Below are 16,860 nucleotides of genomic sequence, written 5' to 3' on the forward strand. Positions count from 1 at the left end.
GGAGCTTGGGAAGAGAGCGCACGCGGACGTGCGGAGGAGGACGCGGGCGGCTCCCGCCGCCGGGCTCGCCGGATCCCTGCTGAAGGAGGTCCTGGCGGAGCCCGGCAGGCTTCCGGAGTCGCTCGCGTCCTTCGCTCTGCGCCATCTGGGCCCCGGCGCCGGCCCGAGCGTCGCCCGGCTGCGTGAAGCCCATCCCGAGGCCGACGCGGCCGCCTTGCGCGCCCTGGTCGTGACCCGTGGGCGACGGGCCGTGACGGCGGAGGGCGCGTTGGTCGGCGGACCCTTCCTGCTGCTCATCCCCGTGGCCTTCTGCGGTGCGCTCCTCACCCAGGTGCGCACCGTCCTCGAGATCGCCGCCGTCGACGGGCGGGACCCCGCGGACCCGCAGCGCGGTGCCGAACTCCTCGTCCTGCAAGGGGTGTACGGGGACACCGAGACCGCGCGGGCCGCGCTCGACCCGGCCGGAACCCGACCGGGGAGCGAAGCCGGCCGGGGGCGCCTGGCGGCGTTCCGGGATCTGATCGTGCGGATGGCCAGGCTCCTCGGCCTCGTCACGCCGGACGACCGATCCGGCCGGTGGGTCCGCGTCGGCAGGTGGGCACTCCTCGGCGCCGTGTTCCTGGTCGGCCTGGTGGCACCGCTGGTCTGGCTGCCGTACATGGCCGTCGGGTACTACCGAGGCACCACACGCCTGACAGATCGGGCCACGGTGTTCTACGCCGGCTCGCCCGACCCGCGTTCCTCGCGCGGTGTCCGACTCGACCCCGTCCTGGCGCGTGCGGGCCTGAAGGCCGTCGGTTCCGTCGTGCTGCCGTCGGTCGCCCTCTTCCTGGTGGTCGTCACGGACATTCGTATCGCGGGCGGGCGGTGGCCGGTCGTGGGCATCGTTCTCACCACCAGCTGCCTGGTCTCCGGCGGCTGGTGGCTGTGGCGGCACGTCCGGCGACGTTCTCGCCACGGACACCGGAACCCTTGAGCCGTAGGGCGGACGATCTCGTCGGCCGGGGCCTCGCGGCAGCCGGCACCCCCTACGAGGCTTCGGCCCCGGCCTGCGGCTCGGCAACGAGAACTGACCGACCCCGCCGTGGCCCTCCCCGCCCGGCTGAGCGGCGGGGAGGGTCACGGGCGGCCGTTCCACGACGCGGGGAGGGCGTGTGGAGCGGGTGTCAGCAGCCCATCGACCAGGTGTGGGAGTCACCCCGGTCGTTGGCGGCGCCGTTGTACCCGACCTCCTGGCCGGGGGCGAGACAGATGGTCATGCTGCCGCCCTGCCAGGCGCTCTCGTAGACCTTGACGTGGTCCTTGATGCCGGGTCCGGAGATGCCGTGGTTGGCCCAGGAGGAATCGGTGTCGGAGATCCAGCTCTCCCACCAGCCGTCGTCGCCGCTCCAGTTGGCGCGCTGGCCACCGAAGTTGGAGTTCTGCCAGACGCAGAACTCACCGCTGGGGCATTCGGCCGCGCCGGCGGAGGTCGCGAGGGCGAGACCGGCGGTGGCGGCGAACAGGGCCGCTGCGGTGGTGACGAGAAGTCGCTTCACGAGGGGGTGGTGCCTTTCTGCGGGTGGGTGGGCGCGGGCAGTTCGACTGCCCGCCGCAGTGCGCGGTCGCGCAGCTGCCGGTATGTGGTGAGCTCGTCCCGGCGCAGTGAGCGCACCGTGGCCAGTTCGGCGGCCTCCAGCCGCTCGCGGACCTCGTCGAGTCCGCTCTCGCGGGAGCAGCGGGCGGCGACGGACGGATCGGGACGGTCGGGGCGGGGGCTGCCCGGTGGCGTGACGCATCGGGTCCACCGGGCGAGCGCCGCCCGGTGGGCGGGGTCATCGCGCATCCGGGCCTGGGCCTCGGCGCGGAGGTTGTCCACGACGACCTGTGCCCGGAACCAGCGGCGCTGGTCGCCGTAGAGCCGCTGCCGGGCACCGGCGACGCAGCCGTCCTCGTGCGCGGTGACGGTGGCGCCTGTGGTGAGGGTGACGGAGAGCTCCCGGGGGCCGTCGCCGAACAGCGCCGTTTGGAGCCTGCGCTCCTCGTCCGGGGCCCGGGGCCTGGATGTCAGCGAGAGCCCCCGGCCGCTCAGGCAGTCCACGACGAGCCGGTGCTCGGCGGCCCTGAGGAGCGCGTCCTGAGCCGTCTTGCCGAAGGGCATCCCAGGGGGCGTGGGGGCTCCGGGCCCGACGGCGGTGCAGCCGGACAGCAGGAGCGCGGCGGCCGCGGTCAGGAGCGCACGGCGGGTGCGCGGGGTGGTGCGGAACATGGGGTCCCCCTTCGATCGTCCCTGGTCGGAGCGGTCGGCGAGTGATCGACTCGACGCCCGGGATGATCACTGCCCGAGGGCGGAGCCACCATGCCGGGGCTCACTCGAACGGGTCGAACGCGCCGGGGTGCGCGCCGCTCACGCGCCGCTGTCGTGCCGTGCGGAAGGGGGTCCGGGAACGACAGAGCCCCGGTTGGACGGGGGATTCCAACCGGGGCCGATCTGCCGTGACGCGAAGAGCGGTCACCACATGGGGGGGCCTCGGGGACCGGGCCCCTTCGGCGTCACATACGTAGGAACGACGAACCTTTCCCGAATGTTCCGAGCGTACCTCTGTGGGCGGTGTGAGCCGCCTCACCCGGTTTCGGGTGTTCTCGTCAGTCCCTCTCGGGGCGGTACACGGCGCCCGGTTCCCCCTTGCCCGGGGCCAGCAGTTCGGGGACGGTCACGAACGTGAAGCCCCGCCGCTTGAGCTCGTCGATGATGGAGGGGACGGCCGGGACGGTGCCGTCGTAGATGTCGTGGAGCAGGATGATCCCGTCGCCGTGTGCCTGCTCGAGCACACGCTGCCGTATGAGGGCGGAGTCGGTGGTGGAGTAGTCCTTGGCCGTGATGCTCCACAGGATCTGGGCGAGACCGAGTTCCCGGCTGACGTCGGACACGGCTCCGTCGGTGCGACCCTGCGGCGGGCGCATGAGTGTGGGCCTCCGGCCGGTGATCTTCTCGACGGCGTCCTGGGTGCGGGACAGCTCGTCGCGGACCTCCGACTCGTCGAGATCGGTGAGGATCCGATGGGTCCAGGTGTGGTTGGCGACCTCGTGGCCCTCGTCGGCAATGCGCTTGACCACCTTCGGGTAGCGGTCGACGTGCTTGCTGCCGAGCAGGAAGAAGGTCGCGGGGACCTTCTTCTCCTTGAGTATGTCGAGGAGCCGGGGGGTGTCCTTGCCCGGCCCGGCGTCGAAGGTCAGCGCGATGCACTTGACCTTGGCGCAGTCGACGCGACGGGCGGCGGTGCCCGCCTTGTCGTCCGTTCCCGCCTCTCCCCGGGCGTCCTGCGGCGTCACGGTGTCGACTCCGCAGCCGCCGAGCGTCAGCATCAATGACGCCGCGGCGATCAGGGCGGTGGCCGTCCCCCTGCGTCGGCCCAGCCTGGATCGGAACATGGTGGAACCCGCTTTCCCCGGTGATGTCTTCGGTACGGCCGGAAACCGCCTGGTCAGGGCGGCACTCACGGCAGACGGAAAACTCTACACACGGTGTATACCGAGGAAGGCAGGGGGGTCCTTCAGGTACGCGGGCACACGTCAACCCCGGACGGCGCCCGTCCGCTCCGTCCGGGGCGTTTGCGATTCGGCGCCTCGGGCTCGGCGCCTCAGTCTCAGCGGGAGGCGAGCAGCAGTCGGGCCTCGGTCTCCTGGTCACCGGAGACGGACTGCTGGGACTGGATGTCGAAGCCGGCGGCAAGCACCTTCTCGACCTCGTGGACGGCGTGGTAGCCACCGCTGAGCGTGGCGCCGACCGGGGAGGTCAGATGGGTGGGACGCACCTCCTGGTGGCGTCCTCCGGCCGTGTCGAAGGTGGCCGTCCAGACGGTGGGGGCCAGCGCGGCGGCGGCCTGCGGTCCCGTGGCCGTCATGTCCTCCAGCTCGTAGACACCGTCGAGGACGCCGAAGACGGCCTGCGCGTCCTCCCGGCTGCAGCCACTGAGCTGCACGGTCACGTCGGTGTCGATGTGCAAGTCGTACACGTCGCTCATCTCCTCGCGGCCGCCGGTCGCTCGTCGCGCCCCGCGCTCGTCGTGCCGGCACTCGTCGTGCCACGTCTCCAGCATCCCTCGCGGGGCGTCGTCCCGCGAGGGCCGCCTCCGTCCGCTCAGGAGCGGCCGATGACGTCCTCGACGGTGTCGGCCTCGGACGCCCGCTTGTCGGGGCGGTGGCGCAGGACGCGGGCGAAACGGAGGGTGACGCCACCCGGGTAGCGCGTCGAGGCCTGGAGTCCGTCGTAGGCGATCTCGACGACGAGTTCGGGCCGCACCCGCACGGTGAACCCGTCGTCCTCCACGGCGAGTTCACCGAGCCGCTCGGTCTGCCAGCGCAGCATGTCGTCGGAGAGTCCTTTGAAGGTCTTTCCCAGCATGACGAAGCCGCCGTCCGCCGCACGCGCGCCGAGGTGCAGGTTGGAGAGCAGCCCGGTCCTGCGCCCGTGCCCCCGCTCGACGGCGAGGACGACGAGGTCGACGGTGTGGACGGGCTTCACCTTCAACCAGGTGCGTCCCCTGCGGCCGGCCACGTAGGGCGCGTCCAGCGCCTTCACCAGGACGCCTTCGTGCCCCCTGGCCAGCGTGTCCGTGAAGAACCGCTCGGCCGCCTCCACCTGCGCGGGATCGGCGGGATCGGACACGACGAGGCGGCGGACCCGCTGGGATTCGGGGAGCAGCCGGGCGAGGACCGCGTGCCGCTCCCGGCCCGGCCGGTCGATCAGCCCCTCGCCGTCGGCCGCGAGGACGTCGAAGAAGACCGCGGTGAGGGGGAGGGCGGCGTGCGCCCCGGCGACGTCGGTGCGGGATCCGACCCGGGACGCGATGGACTGGAACGACACGGGGCGTCCGGTGCCGGGGTCGAGCGCGATCACCTCCCCGTCCAGGATGAAGCCGTCGGCCGGGACGGCGCGTGCGGTCGCGACCACTTCGGGAAGCCGGTCGGTGATGTCGTCGAGCGAGCGGGTGTGGACCCGGACGTCGTCACCGCGCCGGTGGACCTGGACACGGATACCGTCGAGCTTCTCCTCGACGACACAGGGTCCGAGCGATCCGATCGCCTCGGTGACGGAGGCCGCGGTGTGCGCGAGCATCGGCTGCACGGGGTTGCCGACCCGGAGGGTGAACCGGTCGAGCGCCGTGGCACCTTCGGCGAGCACCGCCTGCGCGACCGGGGGCAGCGAGCCTTCGAGCATCACGGCACGCCGCAGCTCGGCGGCGGGCACGGCGGCGGCCTGGGCGACGCCTTCCAGGGCGACGGCATCGAGAGCCCCCTGGCGCACCTCCCCGGTCAGCAGCCGCAACAAGAGCTGTTGCTCGTCGTGGGTGGCCGCGGCGAACAGGGCGTGGACAAGTCGGGTCCGCTCGGCGCGGGAGCCCGGTCCGGAGACCCCCGCGAGTTCCGTCATCGTCTCGTCGACCCGCCCGAGCGTGAGGCCCGGCCGTTCGGCGGGCGGGACCGAGGGTGGGACCACCTCCTTGAGCACGCTCCAGCCGATCCCGATCCGCCCCTGCGGGAGCCTGCCGGAGAGGTACGCGATGACGAGGGGGCTCTCCTCGGGCTCGGCCTCCGCGAACAGCTCGGCGAGGAGCCGGATCTTGCGCGAGCGCGCCGACACGGCGGCGACCTCGCGGGACGCATCCGCAACACGGGCGAGCAGCATGAGCCCATCCTGCCCACCCCGCGCCCGCACCGCACGCCGCGCGTCGCCGTCAGGGCCACGAGGCCGGGCGCCTCCCGCCACCGACCCGCCCTCGGTCCGCGGCCCTCCTGCGGCGCAGCCGGTCGAGGAGCCTGGCGCGCGCGGCCGGACGGCTCGGCGGACGGTCGGGCGCAGTCGGCCACCCCGCCGCAGCAGAACCAGGAGCCGAAGCCGAGGCTGTGGGCGATGCGAGTGGTGGGGGCAGTGCGGGTCGTGCCGCGGTCGCAGCCGGCCGCGGGCGCATCCGTACGGGCAACCCGGTCCCCGGCCGTGCCCCGGGCTCATCCGAACGGCCCGCATCACCGGGATACGGCGCGGGTTGCGCTGTCCGGGCCTCGTCGAGTGCCAGGGCCAGGCTCAGGCGGTGCCAGAGGATCTCGTCCGGGTCGTCGGCCCGCGTGAGCCGCTCGGCGATGTCGCGGCCCGGCGCCTGCACCGGCATGCCGGGCGGCCCCGGCGGACGCAGCCGGTCGAGGTGGGCGCGCTCGTACGGGTCGTCGACGACCTCGGCCACCTGAACCGGATCGAGCATCGATGCCATGGCCGCGGCCTGTGCCCACGGGTCGTCCGTGGCGCGGAGGAGCGCGCCGAGCCGCCGTGCCCGCCAGTTCCTCGGGCGCAGATCCTGGTGCGCGGCCAGCCGTTCGCGCATCTCCCCGGGCAGTCGCCCGGTGAGCAGCGCCGGGCAGGCGAGGCCGAATTCGGCGACCTCTTCCGCGAGATACGTCCAGACCACCGCCCGGTAGCGGTTCAGGGAGAACCGCACGGGGCTGACGTGGCCTGTCCGGGCCAGCCTGGTGAAGCGCTCCGGGGTGATCCCCAGGAGCGCCGCGGCCTCTGCCGTGCCGACCGCGCGCACCCGGTCACGCAGCCCGGCGGGAAAGTCGGGCGCGGCCCTGAGCCGGTCGAGCTCGCCCCGCTCGACCCGCCGTCGTCCGCCCTCCCGCGCCGGCACCGTCCTCACCAGGCCTAGCTGGACCGCGAGCCGGAACTCGTCGCGCCCCAGTTCCAGTTCCTGTGCGGCCCGCCCCGGTGCCACCGTCGCCGTGCGCGCCCTCTCGTCCACCGTCATCGCGTGGCCCTCCCCCGTACGTCCGTGTTCTCTCCGTGTCGCGGATCGCTCCGACCCACCACCGAGAACGTAACGCAGAGTGACCACACTCGCACTACCTGTGGATAAGCGCCTGTGGACAACGTCTTCAGGACGGCGCCCGTGGGTGTCAGATCAGGCCGCCCTCCGGGCGCCCCGGGTGCCTGGCGGCCACGCCGAGGTGCTCGCCGACGCGGTTGACCAGCAGCGTCATCTCATACGCCACCTGGCCGACGTCCGCCTCCGCCGCGCTCAGAACGCAGAGGCAGCTGCCTTCGCCGGCCGCCGTCACGAAGAGCAGCGCCTCGTCGAACTCGACCATCGTCTGGCGCGCCCTGCCCGCCCTGAAGTGCCGGCCCGAGCCGCGGGCGAGGCTGTGCAGTCCCGAGGAGACGGCCGCGAGGTGCTCGGCGTCCTCGCGTGCGAGTCCGCTGCTCGCGCCCGTCACCAGGCCGTCGTTCGACAGCACGAGCGCGTGCCGTATGAATCCGACTCGCTGGGTCAGGTCGTCGAGCAGCCAGTCCAGTCCCTTGTCCAACGCCATCAGTGGTCCTCCCCCTGGGTGGTGCGCCCCGGTGACCCGGTTGTCCCGTGATCCTCGTGCCGCAGTGGTCCGCCGTATCGCCGCAAGCCTTACGCACTGTCGTGAACAGGGCAAGCACTGCACCACGCCCGCGCGTGCCGCAGGATGGGGGCATGACGAGGATGACCGATGATCAGTGGCGGACCTTCGTGTCCGAGGGGACCCGTACCGGCAAGCTGGCGACCGTGCGCGACGACGGCAGTCCGCACGTCGTACCGATCTGGTTCCTCCTGGACGGGGACGAGTTCGTGTTCAACACGGGCAAGGACACGGTGAAGGGCCGCAACCTCGCGCGCGACGGACGGGTCTCCCTGTGCGTCGACGACGACACCCCGCCGTTCGCCTTCGTCTCGCTCAGCGGTCGCGCCGAACTCACGGAGGACCCGGCGGAGTTGCGGCGCTGGGCCGGCCGCATCGGCGCCCGCTACATGGGTGAGGACCGGGCGGACGAGTTCGGGGAGCGCAACGCGGTCCCGGGCGAACTCCTCGTCCGGGTACGCATCCAGAAGGTGATCGCCCAGGCCGGCGTCGCCGACTGACCGGCCCGGGGCGCGGTACGGCGGCTCAGCCGACGGTGTCGAGGAGTCGGGCGGTGTGCATCCGCCCGGCGTACTCGACGAGCCGGATGAGTACTTCCTTCCCGGAGTCCCGGTCGCGCGCGTCGCACAGCACGACGGGCGTGCCCCGGTCCAGGTCGAGTGCGCGGGAGACGTCGGCCGCGCCGTACGTACGCGCGCCCGTGAAGCAGTTGACGGCGACCACGAACGGGATCTTCCGGTGCTCGAAGTAGTCGACCGCCGGGAAGCAGTCCTCGAGTCGCCGGGTGTCGGCGAGGACGACGGCGCCGAGTGCGCCCTGCGACAGCTCGTCCCACAGGAACCAGAAACGGTCCTGGCCGGGTGTCCCGAAGAGGTACAGGGAGAGCCCGGAGCGGATGGTGATGCGGCCGAAGTCCATGGCCACGGTCGTGGTCGTCTTCTGGTCGACTCCCCCGGTGTCGTCGACCGACTCTCCGGCACGGCTGAGCTGTTCCTCCGTCCGGAGCGGCCGGATCTCGCTGACCGCGCCGACGAGGGTGGTCTTGCCCACGCCGAACCCGCCGGCGACCAGGATCTTCAGGGCGAGTGCGGTGGTGTCCGCGCCGTCGTCCCTGCCGTCGTCCGCGCCGGTGCTCTCAGAGCGCTCGTAGGCCATCGATTACTTCCCTCAGGATTCTTTCGTCGGGGAGCTGTGCGGGCGGTACGGGCCGGCTGACCCGTACGAAGCCCGATTCGAGGAGGTCGCCGAGGAGGACCCGGACGACGCCGACGGGCAGGTCGGCGTCGGCGGAGAGCTCCGCGACCGACTGGGTCTCGGCCCGGCACAGGGCGAGCAGGGACCGGTGCTCGGGGCCGAGGAGGGACTCCTCCGCCGGGCCGGGCGGGTCGTCGTCGACGACGACGAGGGCGATGAGGTCGAACCGTACGTTGCTCGGCCCGGGTCTGGTCCGGCCACCGGTCATCGCGTACGGGCGCACGAGCGGTCCGGCGTCGGCGTCGTACCACTGACTGCCCGGCACGGACGGGCCGCCGCCGGTGCTGTCCTCGTTCATGGGCCTTCTCCGGGTCAGCCGACGGCCGGCGGGGTCACCGTGAGCCGCGGCGGGGTGTGCAGGTGCTCGCCGACGCGCTTGACGAGGCGGGCCATCTCGTACGCGATGAGGCCGATGTCGGCGCTCACCGAGGCGAGGACGGCGAGGCAGGAGCCGTCCCCCGCCGCGGCGACGAAGAGGAAGCCGTCGTCCATCTCGACCATGGTCTGGCGGACACCGCCGGTGTGGAACTGGCGGCCCGCCCCCTTGGCGAGGCTGTTGAAGCCGGAGGCGATGGCGGCCAGGTGCTCGGCGTCCTCGCGGCTGAGACCGTTGGAGGCCCCGACGGCGAGTCCGTCGTTGGAGAGCACCACGGTGTGGCGGACCTCCCTGACCCGCATCACGAGGTCGTCGAGGAGCCAGTCGAGCTCGCCGGACCGGTGGTGGGAGATCCTCTCGTGGTCGATCATGGCTGGTCTCCTTCGGGGCGGGGGTCGTCGAGGGGGTTCGTGCCGTGGCCGGGTGCGTGACCGGTGCCCGTGCCGAGGGGGCGCCTGCTGCCCGGGGGCGCGCCGCCGCCCCGCTGCCAGCCGTCGCGGTAGGCCGCCATGCGGTCCCGTACGGCTTCCGGGGTGCGGGCGTCCGTGCCCGGCTCGGCCGGTACGAACACCGGTGCCGAGGCGGGTGCTTCGCGCAGCTGCGGGACCAGGCTCGCCTGCCGCACCCGGCGCGGCAGCTCGCCCTCCGCGTCGTCGCCGCCTCCGGCGTGACGGGCGGCACCCGCGGAGCCCGTGGCACCCGCGGGCGTGCCGGGCTGCTGTTGCCGCGTCGGCGGCGGTACGGAGGGCCCGCGGCGTCGCAGTTCGGTGACTCCGGCGGGCGGCGGCCCGGGTTCCGCGGGCGCCGCGAGCGCGGGCACGGCGGTCGGGCGTGGCAGGGACTGCGGGCGCGGGGACGCGGGAGCCTGCGGCGGCACCGGCGGCCGGGAGCCGCTCGTCCCGTTGGGCGAGATCCCGGGCCGCGCCCCGCCGAGTGGCTGCGGGGCGGTCCCGCGAGGCGCCGGAACGGGCCCGGCGGGGGTGCTTCCGCCGAGAGCGGGAGCGGGCGGACCGGCCTGCGCCGGCGGACGGGGCACCTGGGGACGGCCGAAGCGGCGTGCCTCCGCGCGCTGCGCCTCCTCGCGTTCGCGTGCGGCGCGTGCGTCGTCCGTGCGCGGGCCGGGGCGGAGGCGGTGGGAGCCGATCCCGTCGGCGCCGGACCGGCCGCCCGTCGTCCGCTCGTCGCCGCTCTGCCGGTGGTCCGCGCCCGGTTCTCCCCGGCCGGGGGCGGAGGCACGAGGATCGCGTACTCGCGGGGTTCCGGCGTGGGGTGTGTCCGTTGCGTGGCCGGCCGCTCCCGCGCTTCGGCCCGGGGGCAGGGCGCCCTGGAGGAGATCGGTCGGGAGCAGCACGACGGCCGTGGTGCCGCCGTACGGGGAGGTTCGCAGCTGGACCTTGATGTCGTGGCGGGAGGAGAGCCTGCTGACCACGAAGAGGCCGAGCCGGTCGCTGTCGAAGAGGTCGAGGGCCTCGGACTGGGCGATGCGGGCGTTGGCCTCGGCGAGGGTGTCCTTGCCCATGCCGAGACCCCGGTCCTCGATCTCCAGGGCGTACCCGTTGCCGACGGGCTCGCCGCTGACCCGGACCTTGGTGTGGGGCGGGGAGAACTGGGCCGCGTTCTCGATGAGTTCGGCCAGGAGGTGGGTGAGGTCGGCGACGGCTCCGCCGACGACGGCAGTTTCGGGGAGCCGGCGCACCTCCACGCGTGCGTAGTCCTCGATCTCGGAGACGGCGGCGCGGACGACGTTGGTGAGGGGGACGGGCATCCGCCAGGCGCGGCCGGGGGCGGCGCCGGAGAGGATGATGAGGCTCTCGGCGTGACGGCGCATCCGGGTGGTGAGGTGGTCGAGCCGGAAGAGGTCGCCGAGTTCGTTGGGGTCGTCGGCGCGCCGCTCCATGCTGTCCAGGAGGTTGAGCTGGCGGTGGACGAGGACCTGGCTGCGGCGGGCGAGGTTGACGAAGACTCCGGAGATGCCGCTGGCGAGTTCGGCCCGTTCGACGGCTGCGGAGAGCGCCGCGCGGTGGACGGTGGTGAGGGCCTCGCCGACCTGGCCGATCTCGTCCTGGGAGACGGGACCGGGTGGGGTCTCGGCCTGGACGTCGATCTCCTCCCCGGCGCGCAGCCGGCGCATGGCGTCGGGGAGTTTGCCGCGTGCGATGCCGAGGGCGGTGTTGCGGAGGCTGACGAGTTCGACGACGAGGCCGCGGCCGATCCGGACGGAGATGACGAGGGAGGCGGCGACGGCCGCGAGGCCGAAGGTCACCGCGGCGCCGCCCGCGGTGAGGATTCCTCCGGCGAAGGGGTCGGACCGGTCGGCGGCGGCGGTGCGGGCGTCGGTCTCGATCGTGGCGAGTCCGTTCCGTACGGCCGCGAGGGTGTCGTCCCAGTCGGCGCTGGGGACCGCCTGGGCGGCGGTGGGGCCCGGGGTTTCGGCGCGGATGCGGTCCTCGGCCCGGGTGAGCCGTGTGTGGTCCCCGCCGGCGGCGAGCCGTTCCCACGCGGCGCGGTCGGCGGCGGGCAGGTCGGCGGTGGCTGAGGCGGTGAGGGTGCGTCGGGTCTCGACGGCTCCGGAGAAGGCCCGGAGACCCTCCTGCGAGAACCGGCCGGTGAGATGGGCGACGGTGAGGAGCGCGTCCTCGCGGGACAGCATCTCGGAGGCCCGGCCGAATTCCAGGAGTACGCGCGCGTCGGAGCCCTGCTGGGTGTCCTGGATGCCGGTGAGGGCGCCGCCGACGGCGAAGGCGGCGGAGACCGCCGCGGTGTACTCCTCGTACACCTGGTTCCCGTCGGCGCGGCCGTCGGTGGCGGCGGTACGGAGCCGGGCGAGGCCGGCGACCTTGCCGACGAAGGCGCTGACCCGTCGCCCGACGTCGCCGGGGAGGTCCCCGGTGTCGCCGACCGTGTGCGTGTCGTTCAGGCGGAGGCGGTCGACGGCCTCGTCCGTGCGGCGTATCCGGTCCTTGAGCTCGGCGGCCCGGGTGGCGCCGGGGGCCGCGATCTGCCGTACGGCGGCGCGCCGTTCGGCCTGGAGGGCGGCGAGGGCCGCTGTCACGGGCTCACGGATCTCGGCGTCCACGCGCTGGAGCTGGCGGAGCCGGGCGACGTCCTGGGCGGTGGTGACGGTGGCGAAACCCCACAGCGCGAGGAGCGACACGACCGGGACCATCAGGAGCGAGACGATCTTGGCGCGGACGGTACGGGGGCGCAGGCCGTGCCGCGGGGCGCCGAGTCCGTGCGACATGACGGCGTGAGGCGCGGACGGGCCTTGAGCGGCGGCGTGGGCGGCGGCGCGGCCTCCGATGGTGGCCGTACGACCGCTGGTGGCCGTACGACTGCTGGTGGCCGTGCGACCGGTGCCGGTCGCGTGTCCCGCGCCGGCCGGGTGTCCGGCAGGGTCCGGGCGTCCGGTGCCGGGAAAGGCCTCGGGAGTGGGCTCGCCCGGCTCGTCGGCGGGGGGCCCGGCGTGTGCGCGCCGCCCGCGCGCGGCCGCCGACGGCGGCGCCGACGCCTTGGCGTCCTTGGTCCTGCGGGGAGTTCGCATGGCCTCCTCGTTCCGGCTGCGACGGTCTCTGGTGCGTGGCGTACGGGGGTTCGGGTTCAGCCCGCGTGCGGGCGGGCGGATTCGGCTGCCCGGAAGCCGGGCGGCGCGACGTCCACCGCGCGCTCGTCGGTGAGGCGGCCGGCGGAGGCGTACGCCGCGCGTTCCTTGGCCGTCGGCGAGAGGGCGACGAAGGCGGAGGTGATGAAGAGGTACGAGCCGAGGCCGACGGCGAGCGGGAAGATGAACTGCATGACCGTGGCGCCGGGGAGGGTGACGGTCGAGGGGGCCACGTCCACCCGCACCGCGAACATGCCGGTGTAGTGCATGCTGCTGACGGCCGCGCCCATCACGAGCGATGCGACGGCCACGGCGGCGGGTGAGTGGATGTTGAGGGCCGCCCAGAGGGCGGCGGTGGCGGCCACGACGGCGATGATCACCGAGAGGCCGACGAGCAGGGGGTCGAAGCGGACCTCGCCGTGGAGCCGGAGGGCGGCCATGCCCATGTAGTGCATGCTCGCCACGCCGACACCCGTGGTGAGTCCGCCGATCAGGAGCGAGCGGACCCGGTCGCGTCCGTAGCCGACGGCGAACACCCCGACGCCGACGACGGCCATCGCGACGACGAGGCTGAGGATGGTGAGCGGAACGTTGTAGCGGATGTCGGTACCGGTCACGCCGAAGCCGAGCATCGCCACGAAGTGCATCGTCCAGATGCCGGTGCCGATCGCGGAGGCCGCCGTGAGCAGCCAGTTGCGCCGCGAGCGGCCGGTGGCGTCGAGGGCGCGCACGGTGCAGCGCAGCCCGAGGGCGGCGCCGACGCAGGCCATCGCGTACGACAGTGCAGGTGTCAGCCAGCCGAAGGTGGCGTGGTCCAGGTGTCCCATGGCTCCCGGACGCTAGTGCGCATCGGGGGGCGCACCAGGGGCGCATTTCGAAAGCTGATGGAATATGACAGAGAGATGATCCCGAACGATCGCACCGGGCTCGAACGTGCACGCAGACGATGTGCACAAAATGTTCACACACGACGGTCACTCCTCCGGGTACGGAATCATGAGCGCATGAGCGATGACCCCACACACGTCCGAGAGTTCTTCGGCTCCCGCGCCGCCGACTGGGACAGCCGGTTCCCCGACGACGGCCCCGCGTACGCCGCCGCCGTGACGGAGCTCGGCCTGCGCCCGGGCGACGCGGTGCTCGACGCGGGTTGCGGAACCGGGCGCGCCCTCACTCCGCTCCGCGCCTCCGTCGGACCGTCCGGCACCGTACTCGGCGCCGACCTCACCCCCGAGATGCTGGAGAGGGCCGTCGCCGCCGGGCGCGGCGGCACAGCCGGGACGGCGACGCTGCTCCTCACCGACGTCGGACGCCTGCCGGTGCGGGACGGGGCACTCGACGCGGTCTTCGGGGCGGGACTCATCTCGCACCTCGCCGACCCCGTCGCCGGGCTGCGCGAACTCGCCCGCGTCGTACGGCCCGGCGGCCGGCTCGCGCTCTTCCACCCGATCGGGCGGGCGGCCCTCGCGGCCCGCCACGGCCGGCAGATCACGCCGGACGACCTGCGCGCCGAACCCCGGCTGCGCCCCGTGCTCGCCGAGGCGGGCTGGCGGCTCGTCGGTTACGTGGACGAGGACGCGCGCTACCTGGCCATGGCCGTACGGGAGGGCTGAGGGCGCGGCGCGGATCGTGGTGCTCCGCACGCCCTGGACGTCCGGGCGTCCGGCGGCGCGGCCGCCCGGCCCCGCGGCCCAGGTGGCCCCGTCCTGGATCCGGCCGGTTCCCGCACCCTGATGTGGCAGAGTCGGGGCGGGGTGCGAGGCGTGGCTGAGGGGGCTGTGAGTGGCGCGGGTGGTCGACGATCGGTTCGAGCTGGTGGGACGGCTCGGCGGGGGCGGTATGGGCACCGTGTGGCGCGCGCGGGACCTGGCGCTCCACCGTGAGGTGGCCCTCAAGGAGGTCCGCCCGCCCGACCCCGCGCTGGCCGAGTACGACCCCGAGGCCGCCCGTGAACTCCGCATCCGGGTGCTGCGTGAGGCCCGGGCACTCGCGCGCGTGGCGCACCCCCACGTGGTGACCATCCATCACATCGTGGACGGCGGCGAGGGCACGTACCCCTGGCTCGTCATGGAACTCGTCCCCGGTGGTTCCCTCCAGGACCGTCTCGACCGCGGTGAACTCGCCGTCGGCGAGGCGGCGACGCTGGGACGCGGGATCCTCGCGGGGTTGCGCGCGGCCCACGCGGTGGGCATCCAGCACCGGGACATCAAGCCGCCGAACGTCCTGCTGCGGCCCGACGGGCAGCCGGTCCTGACCGACTTCGGCATCGCGGCGATCCACGGAGCCACGGCCCTCACCGCCGCCGGGTCCATCATCGGCACGCCCGACTACATGGCGCCCGAACGCGTCAGCGGCGAGGAGGGCGGGCCGGCCGCCGACCTCTGGTCGCTGGCCATGACGCTGTACGTCGCGGTGGAGGGCCACCATCCGCTGCGCCGTGCGAACACGCTCGCCACGCTCGCGGCCGTCCTCGGCGAGGAGGTGCCGCCGCCCCTGCGGGCCGGGCCGCTGACACGGGTGCTGACGAGTGTGCTCGTACGGGATCCGGCGGCGCGCCCCGACGGCGAGACGTTCGACCGGATGCTCGCCGCAGTGGAGGCGGAAGCCGGGGCGGAGGCGCAACAGCAGCCTCAGCCCGAGGCCGAGCCCCAGCCCCAGCCCCACGATCAGCCCCAGGATCAGGTGCCTCATGCGGCCGTGGCCGCAGGACGCCCCTCCGTCGACGCGGGCGCGGACACCGCGACCGCCTTCCCCCTCGCACCCCCGGTACCGTCCAGTCCGCCCACGGCACACAAGCGGCGCGGCGGGGTGTACGCGGCGGCAGGGGCGGCCGTCGTCCTCAGCGGCGTGCTCGTCTGGAACCTCCTCCCGCTCGGCGGCGAGAAGGACGACGGAATCGGCGACCGCATCGAGGGCAGGCCGAGCGGCCAGGGGTCCACGTCGTCGTCGCCCCCCTCCGCCCCTTCCACGAGCGCGTCCGGGGCGAACCCGACCGGCGGCGGCCCCGAGATCACCATCGGCATCAAGTTCGACCAGCCCGGACTCGGCTTCAAGAACCCGGACGGCACGTACGCGGGTCTCGACGTGGACGTGGCGACCTACGTCGCTCGCGCGCTCGGGCACGATCCCGCCGACATCGTGTGGAAGGAGGCCCGGAGCTCCACCCGCGAGGCGCTCCTCACCAACGGTGATGTCGACCTCGTCGTGGCCACGTACACGTTCAACTCCCTGCGGGACAAGAAGGTCGACTTCGTCGGTCCCTACTTCATGGCCCATCAGGACGTCCTGCTCCCCGCGAACGACACCGCGACCAAGCGCCCGACGGACCTCAACGGCCGGAAGGTCTGCACGGCCACCGGCTCCAGCACCGCGCTCCTGATCCGGACAAAGCTCGCCCCCCAGGCTCAGGTCGTGACCCACGACAGCTACGCCCGCTGCATCGACGACCTCGCTGCGGGCGCCGTCGACGCCGTCACCACCGACAACACGCTCCTCGCCGGGTACGCCGCGCACGACGCGTACGAGGGACGGTTCAGGCTCGCCGGCTTCAGCGTCAGCGACGAGCCCTACGGCATCGGCGTGCCGGAAGGCGGCGATGCGAAGGGCACCGTCCGGCGGGCGCTCCAGAACATGATCGACGACGGCTCCTGGCAGAAGGCCGTCGAGAGGAACCTCCCGCTCCTGAGGAATGCCTCGCCGCCGGTCCAGCAGTGGTCCACCAGCGGCGGGGCTTCCTAGCAGACCCCAACGCACCCTTCTTTCCCGGCACTTCACTGACTACCGTGGAAGTGCCGGGCAGTCGTGCCCGGGAAAGGCGGTGCGGCGTGGCACGGGTACCCGAAAGACTGCGCAGGCTCCTTCCGTCCGCCCGGCGGGCACGCGAGGCGGCCGCGCCGGCGCCACCACGTCCCCGGCAGGGGCACAACCTCTTCGAGGCGGCCGCCGAGTACGTGGCCGCATGCGCCGAGGACGATCCGGCGCGGGCGGAGGAGGCGGCCAGCCGGGTCTCCCCCGGCATGCTGTCGTTCGGGGTCAACGAACTGGCCTGTCGAGCCCTCCTCACCCTCGCCCGGGAAAGGAACGAGTCGCCGAGGACCGTCGCCCGCTCGCTGCTGGGCCTGCGGGAGGACCCGGCGCGACGACCGGCGGCCGACGCGTAGGGCTCGCGGAACCGGGCGGGCCCGGGCGCGGGAGAGGCGGGCCCGGACGCGTG

General features: G+C 73.6%; 17 protein-coding genes. 5 read left to right on the forward strand and 12 right to left on the reverse strand.

All coding sequences use genetic code 11. The annotated features are described in order from the left end of the window. Positions 1–28 precede the first annotated feature (28 nt). Positions 29–976: a hypothetical protein gene (locus ACIP84_RS02545; RefSeq protein WP_401793581.1), complete on the forward strand. Its 948-nt coding sequence runs from the start codon at positions 29–31 to the stop codon at positions 974–976. A 190-nt stretch (positions 977–1,166) separates the two neighbouring features. Here the strand turns inward: ACIP84_RS02545 and ACIP84_RS02550 are convergent, their stop codons facing one another. The 7 genes from ACIP84_RS02550 to ACIP84_RS02580 all read right to left on the reverse strand — a co-directional run bounded on the left by ACIP84_RS02550 (position 1,167) and on the right by ACIP84_RS02580 (position 7,341). Then, a complete protein-coding gene (locus ACIP84_RS02550) occupies positions 1,167–1,538 on the reverse strand; it encodes a peptidase inhibitor family I36 protein (protein WP_355964758.1) in 372 nt (123 codons plus the stop codon). Further along, on the reverse strand, positions 1,535–2,248 hold the full coding sequence (locus ACIP84_RS02555) for a hypothetical protein (RefSeq protein WP_401793584.1): 714 nt from the start codon (positions 2,246–2,248) through the stop codon (positions 1,535–1,537). Before ACIP84_RS02555 ends, ACIP84_RS02550 begins: the two co-directional genes overlap by 4 nt. Before the next feature lie 377 nt (positions 2,249–2,625). Then, a complete protein-coding gene (locus ACIP84_RS02560; RefSeq protein ID WP_401793587.1) occupies positions 2,626–3,411 on the reverse strand; it encodes a polysaccharide deacetylase family protein in 786 nt (261 codons plus the stop codon). A gap of 215 nt (positions 3,412–3,626) precedes the next feature. Next, positions 3,627–4,079, reverse strand: a complete 453-nt coding sequence (locus ACIP84_RS02565) for a hypothetical protein (protein ID WP_401793590.1) — start codon at positions 4,077–4,079, stop codon at positions 3,627–3,629. Between the two features lie 41 nt (positions 4,080–4,120). Continuing rightward, positions 4,121–5,668, reverse strand: a complete 1,548-nt coding sequence (locus ACIP84_RS02570) for an ATP-dependent DNA ligase (RefSeq protein WP_401793593.1) — start codon at positions 5,666–5,668, stop codon at positions 4,121–4,123. A gap of 49 nt (positions 5,669–5,717) precedes the next feature. Further along, complete coding sequence (locus ACIP84_RS02575) at positions 5,718–6,779, reverse strand: DUF6397 family protein (protein WP_401793596.1); 1,062 nt, start codon at positions 6,777–6,779, stop codon at positions 5,718–5,720. 148 nt (positions 6,780–6,927) lie between these two features. Further along, positions 6,928–7,341: a roadblock/LC7 domain-containing protein gene (locus ACIP84_RS02580; protein ID WP_355964763.1), complete on the reverse strand. Its 414-nt coding sequence runs from the start codon at positions 7,339–7,341 to the stop codon at positions 6,928–6,930. Positions 7,342–7,493: 152 nt separating this feature from the next. Here ACIP84_RS02580 and ACIP84_RS02585 point away from each other — a divergent pair, with 152 nt between their 5' ends. Then, positions 7,494–7,919: a PPOX class F420-dependent oxidoreductase gene (locus ACIP84_RS02585; protein ID WP_401793599.1), complete on the forward strand. Its 426-nt coding sequence runs from the start codon at positions 7,494–7,496 to the stop codon at positions 7,917–7,919. Positions 7,920–7,944: 25 nt separating this feature from the next. On the opposite strand, the gene ACIP84_RS02590 is transcribed toward ACIP84_RS02585, so the two are convergent. From ACIP84_RS02590 to ACIP84_RS02610, 5 genes are read right to left on the reverse strand one after another with little or no spacing between them, the layout of a single operon-like run. Further along, a complete protein-coding gene (locus ACIP84_RS02590; protein ID WP_355964765.1) occupies positions 7,945–8,574 on the reverse strand; it encodes an ATP/GTP-binding protein in 630 nt (209 codons plus the stop codon). Beyond that, positions 8,555–8,971 (reverse strand): DUF742 domain-containing protein, encoded by a 417-nt coding sequence (locus tag ACIP84_RS02595; RefSeq protein ID WP_401793602.1) that lies wholly within the window; start codon positions 8,969–8,971, stop codon positions 8,555–8,557. Before ACIP84_RS02595 ends, ACIP84_RS02590 begins: the two co-directional genes overlap by 20 nt. Before the next feature lie 14 nt (positions 8,972–8,985). Further along, positions 8,986–9,420 (reverse strand): roadblock/LC7 domain-containing protein, encoded by a 435-nt coding sequence (locus tag ACIP84_RS02600; protein WP_073905453.1) that lies wholly within the window; start codon positions 9,418–9,420, stop codon positions 8,986–8,988. Next, the gene (locus tag ACIP84_RS02605; protein ID WP_401793605.1) at positions 9,417–12,590 is read right to left on the reverse strand and encodes a nitrate- and nitrite sensing domain-containing protein; all 3,174 of its coding nucleotides are present in this window, start codon (positions 12,588–12,590) and stop codon (positions 9,417–9,419) included. Before ACIP84_RS02605 ends, ACIP84_RS02600 begins: the two co-directional genes overlap by 4 nt. Positions 12,591–12,646: 56 nt before the next feature. Further along, the gene (locus ACIP84_RS02610) at positions 12,647–13,474 is read right to left on the reverse strand and encodes an MHYT domain-containing protein (protein ID WP_401793608.1); all 828 of its coding nucleotides are present in this window, start codon (positions 13,472–13,474) and stop codon (positions 12,647–12,649) included. A 177-nt stretch (positions 13,475–13,651) separates the two neighbouring features. Here ACIP84_RS02610 and ACIP84_RS02615 point away from each other — a divergent pair, with 177 nt between their 5' ends. From ACIP84_RS02615 to ACIP84_RS02625, 3 genes are all read left to right on the forward strand, one after another. Further along, a complete protein-coding gene (locus ACIP84_RS02615) occupies positions 13,652–14,260 on the forward strand; it encodes a class I SAM-dependent methyltransferase (RefSeq protein WP_401793611.1) in 609 nt (202 codons plus the stop codon). A gap of 226 nt (positions 14,261–14,486) precedes the next feature. Next, entirely contained in the window at positions 14,487–16,385 is a 1,899-nt protein-coding gene (locus ACIP84_RS02620) for a bifunctional serine/threonine-protein kinase/glutamate ABC transporter substrate-binding protein (protein WP_401795611.1), read from the forward strand. A gap of 86 nt (positions 16,386–16,471) precedes the next feature. Continuing rightward, the gene (locus ACIP84_RS02625; RefSeq protein WP_401793613.1) at positions 16,472–16,807 is read left to right on the forward strand and encodes a hypothetical protein; all 336 of its coding nucleotides are present in this window, start codon (positions 16,472–16,474) and stop codon (positions 16,805–16,807) included. The last annotated feature ends 53 nt before the right edge of the window (positions 16,808–16,860 follow it).

Origin of the sequence: Streptomyces sp. NPDC088707 (assembly GCF_044752725.1) — a bacterium.
Taxonomy (GTDB): domain Bacteria; phylum Actinomycetota; class Actinomycetes; order Streptomycetales; family Streptomycetaceae; genus Streptomyces.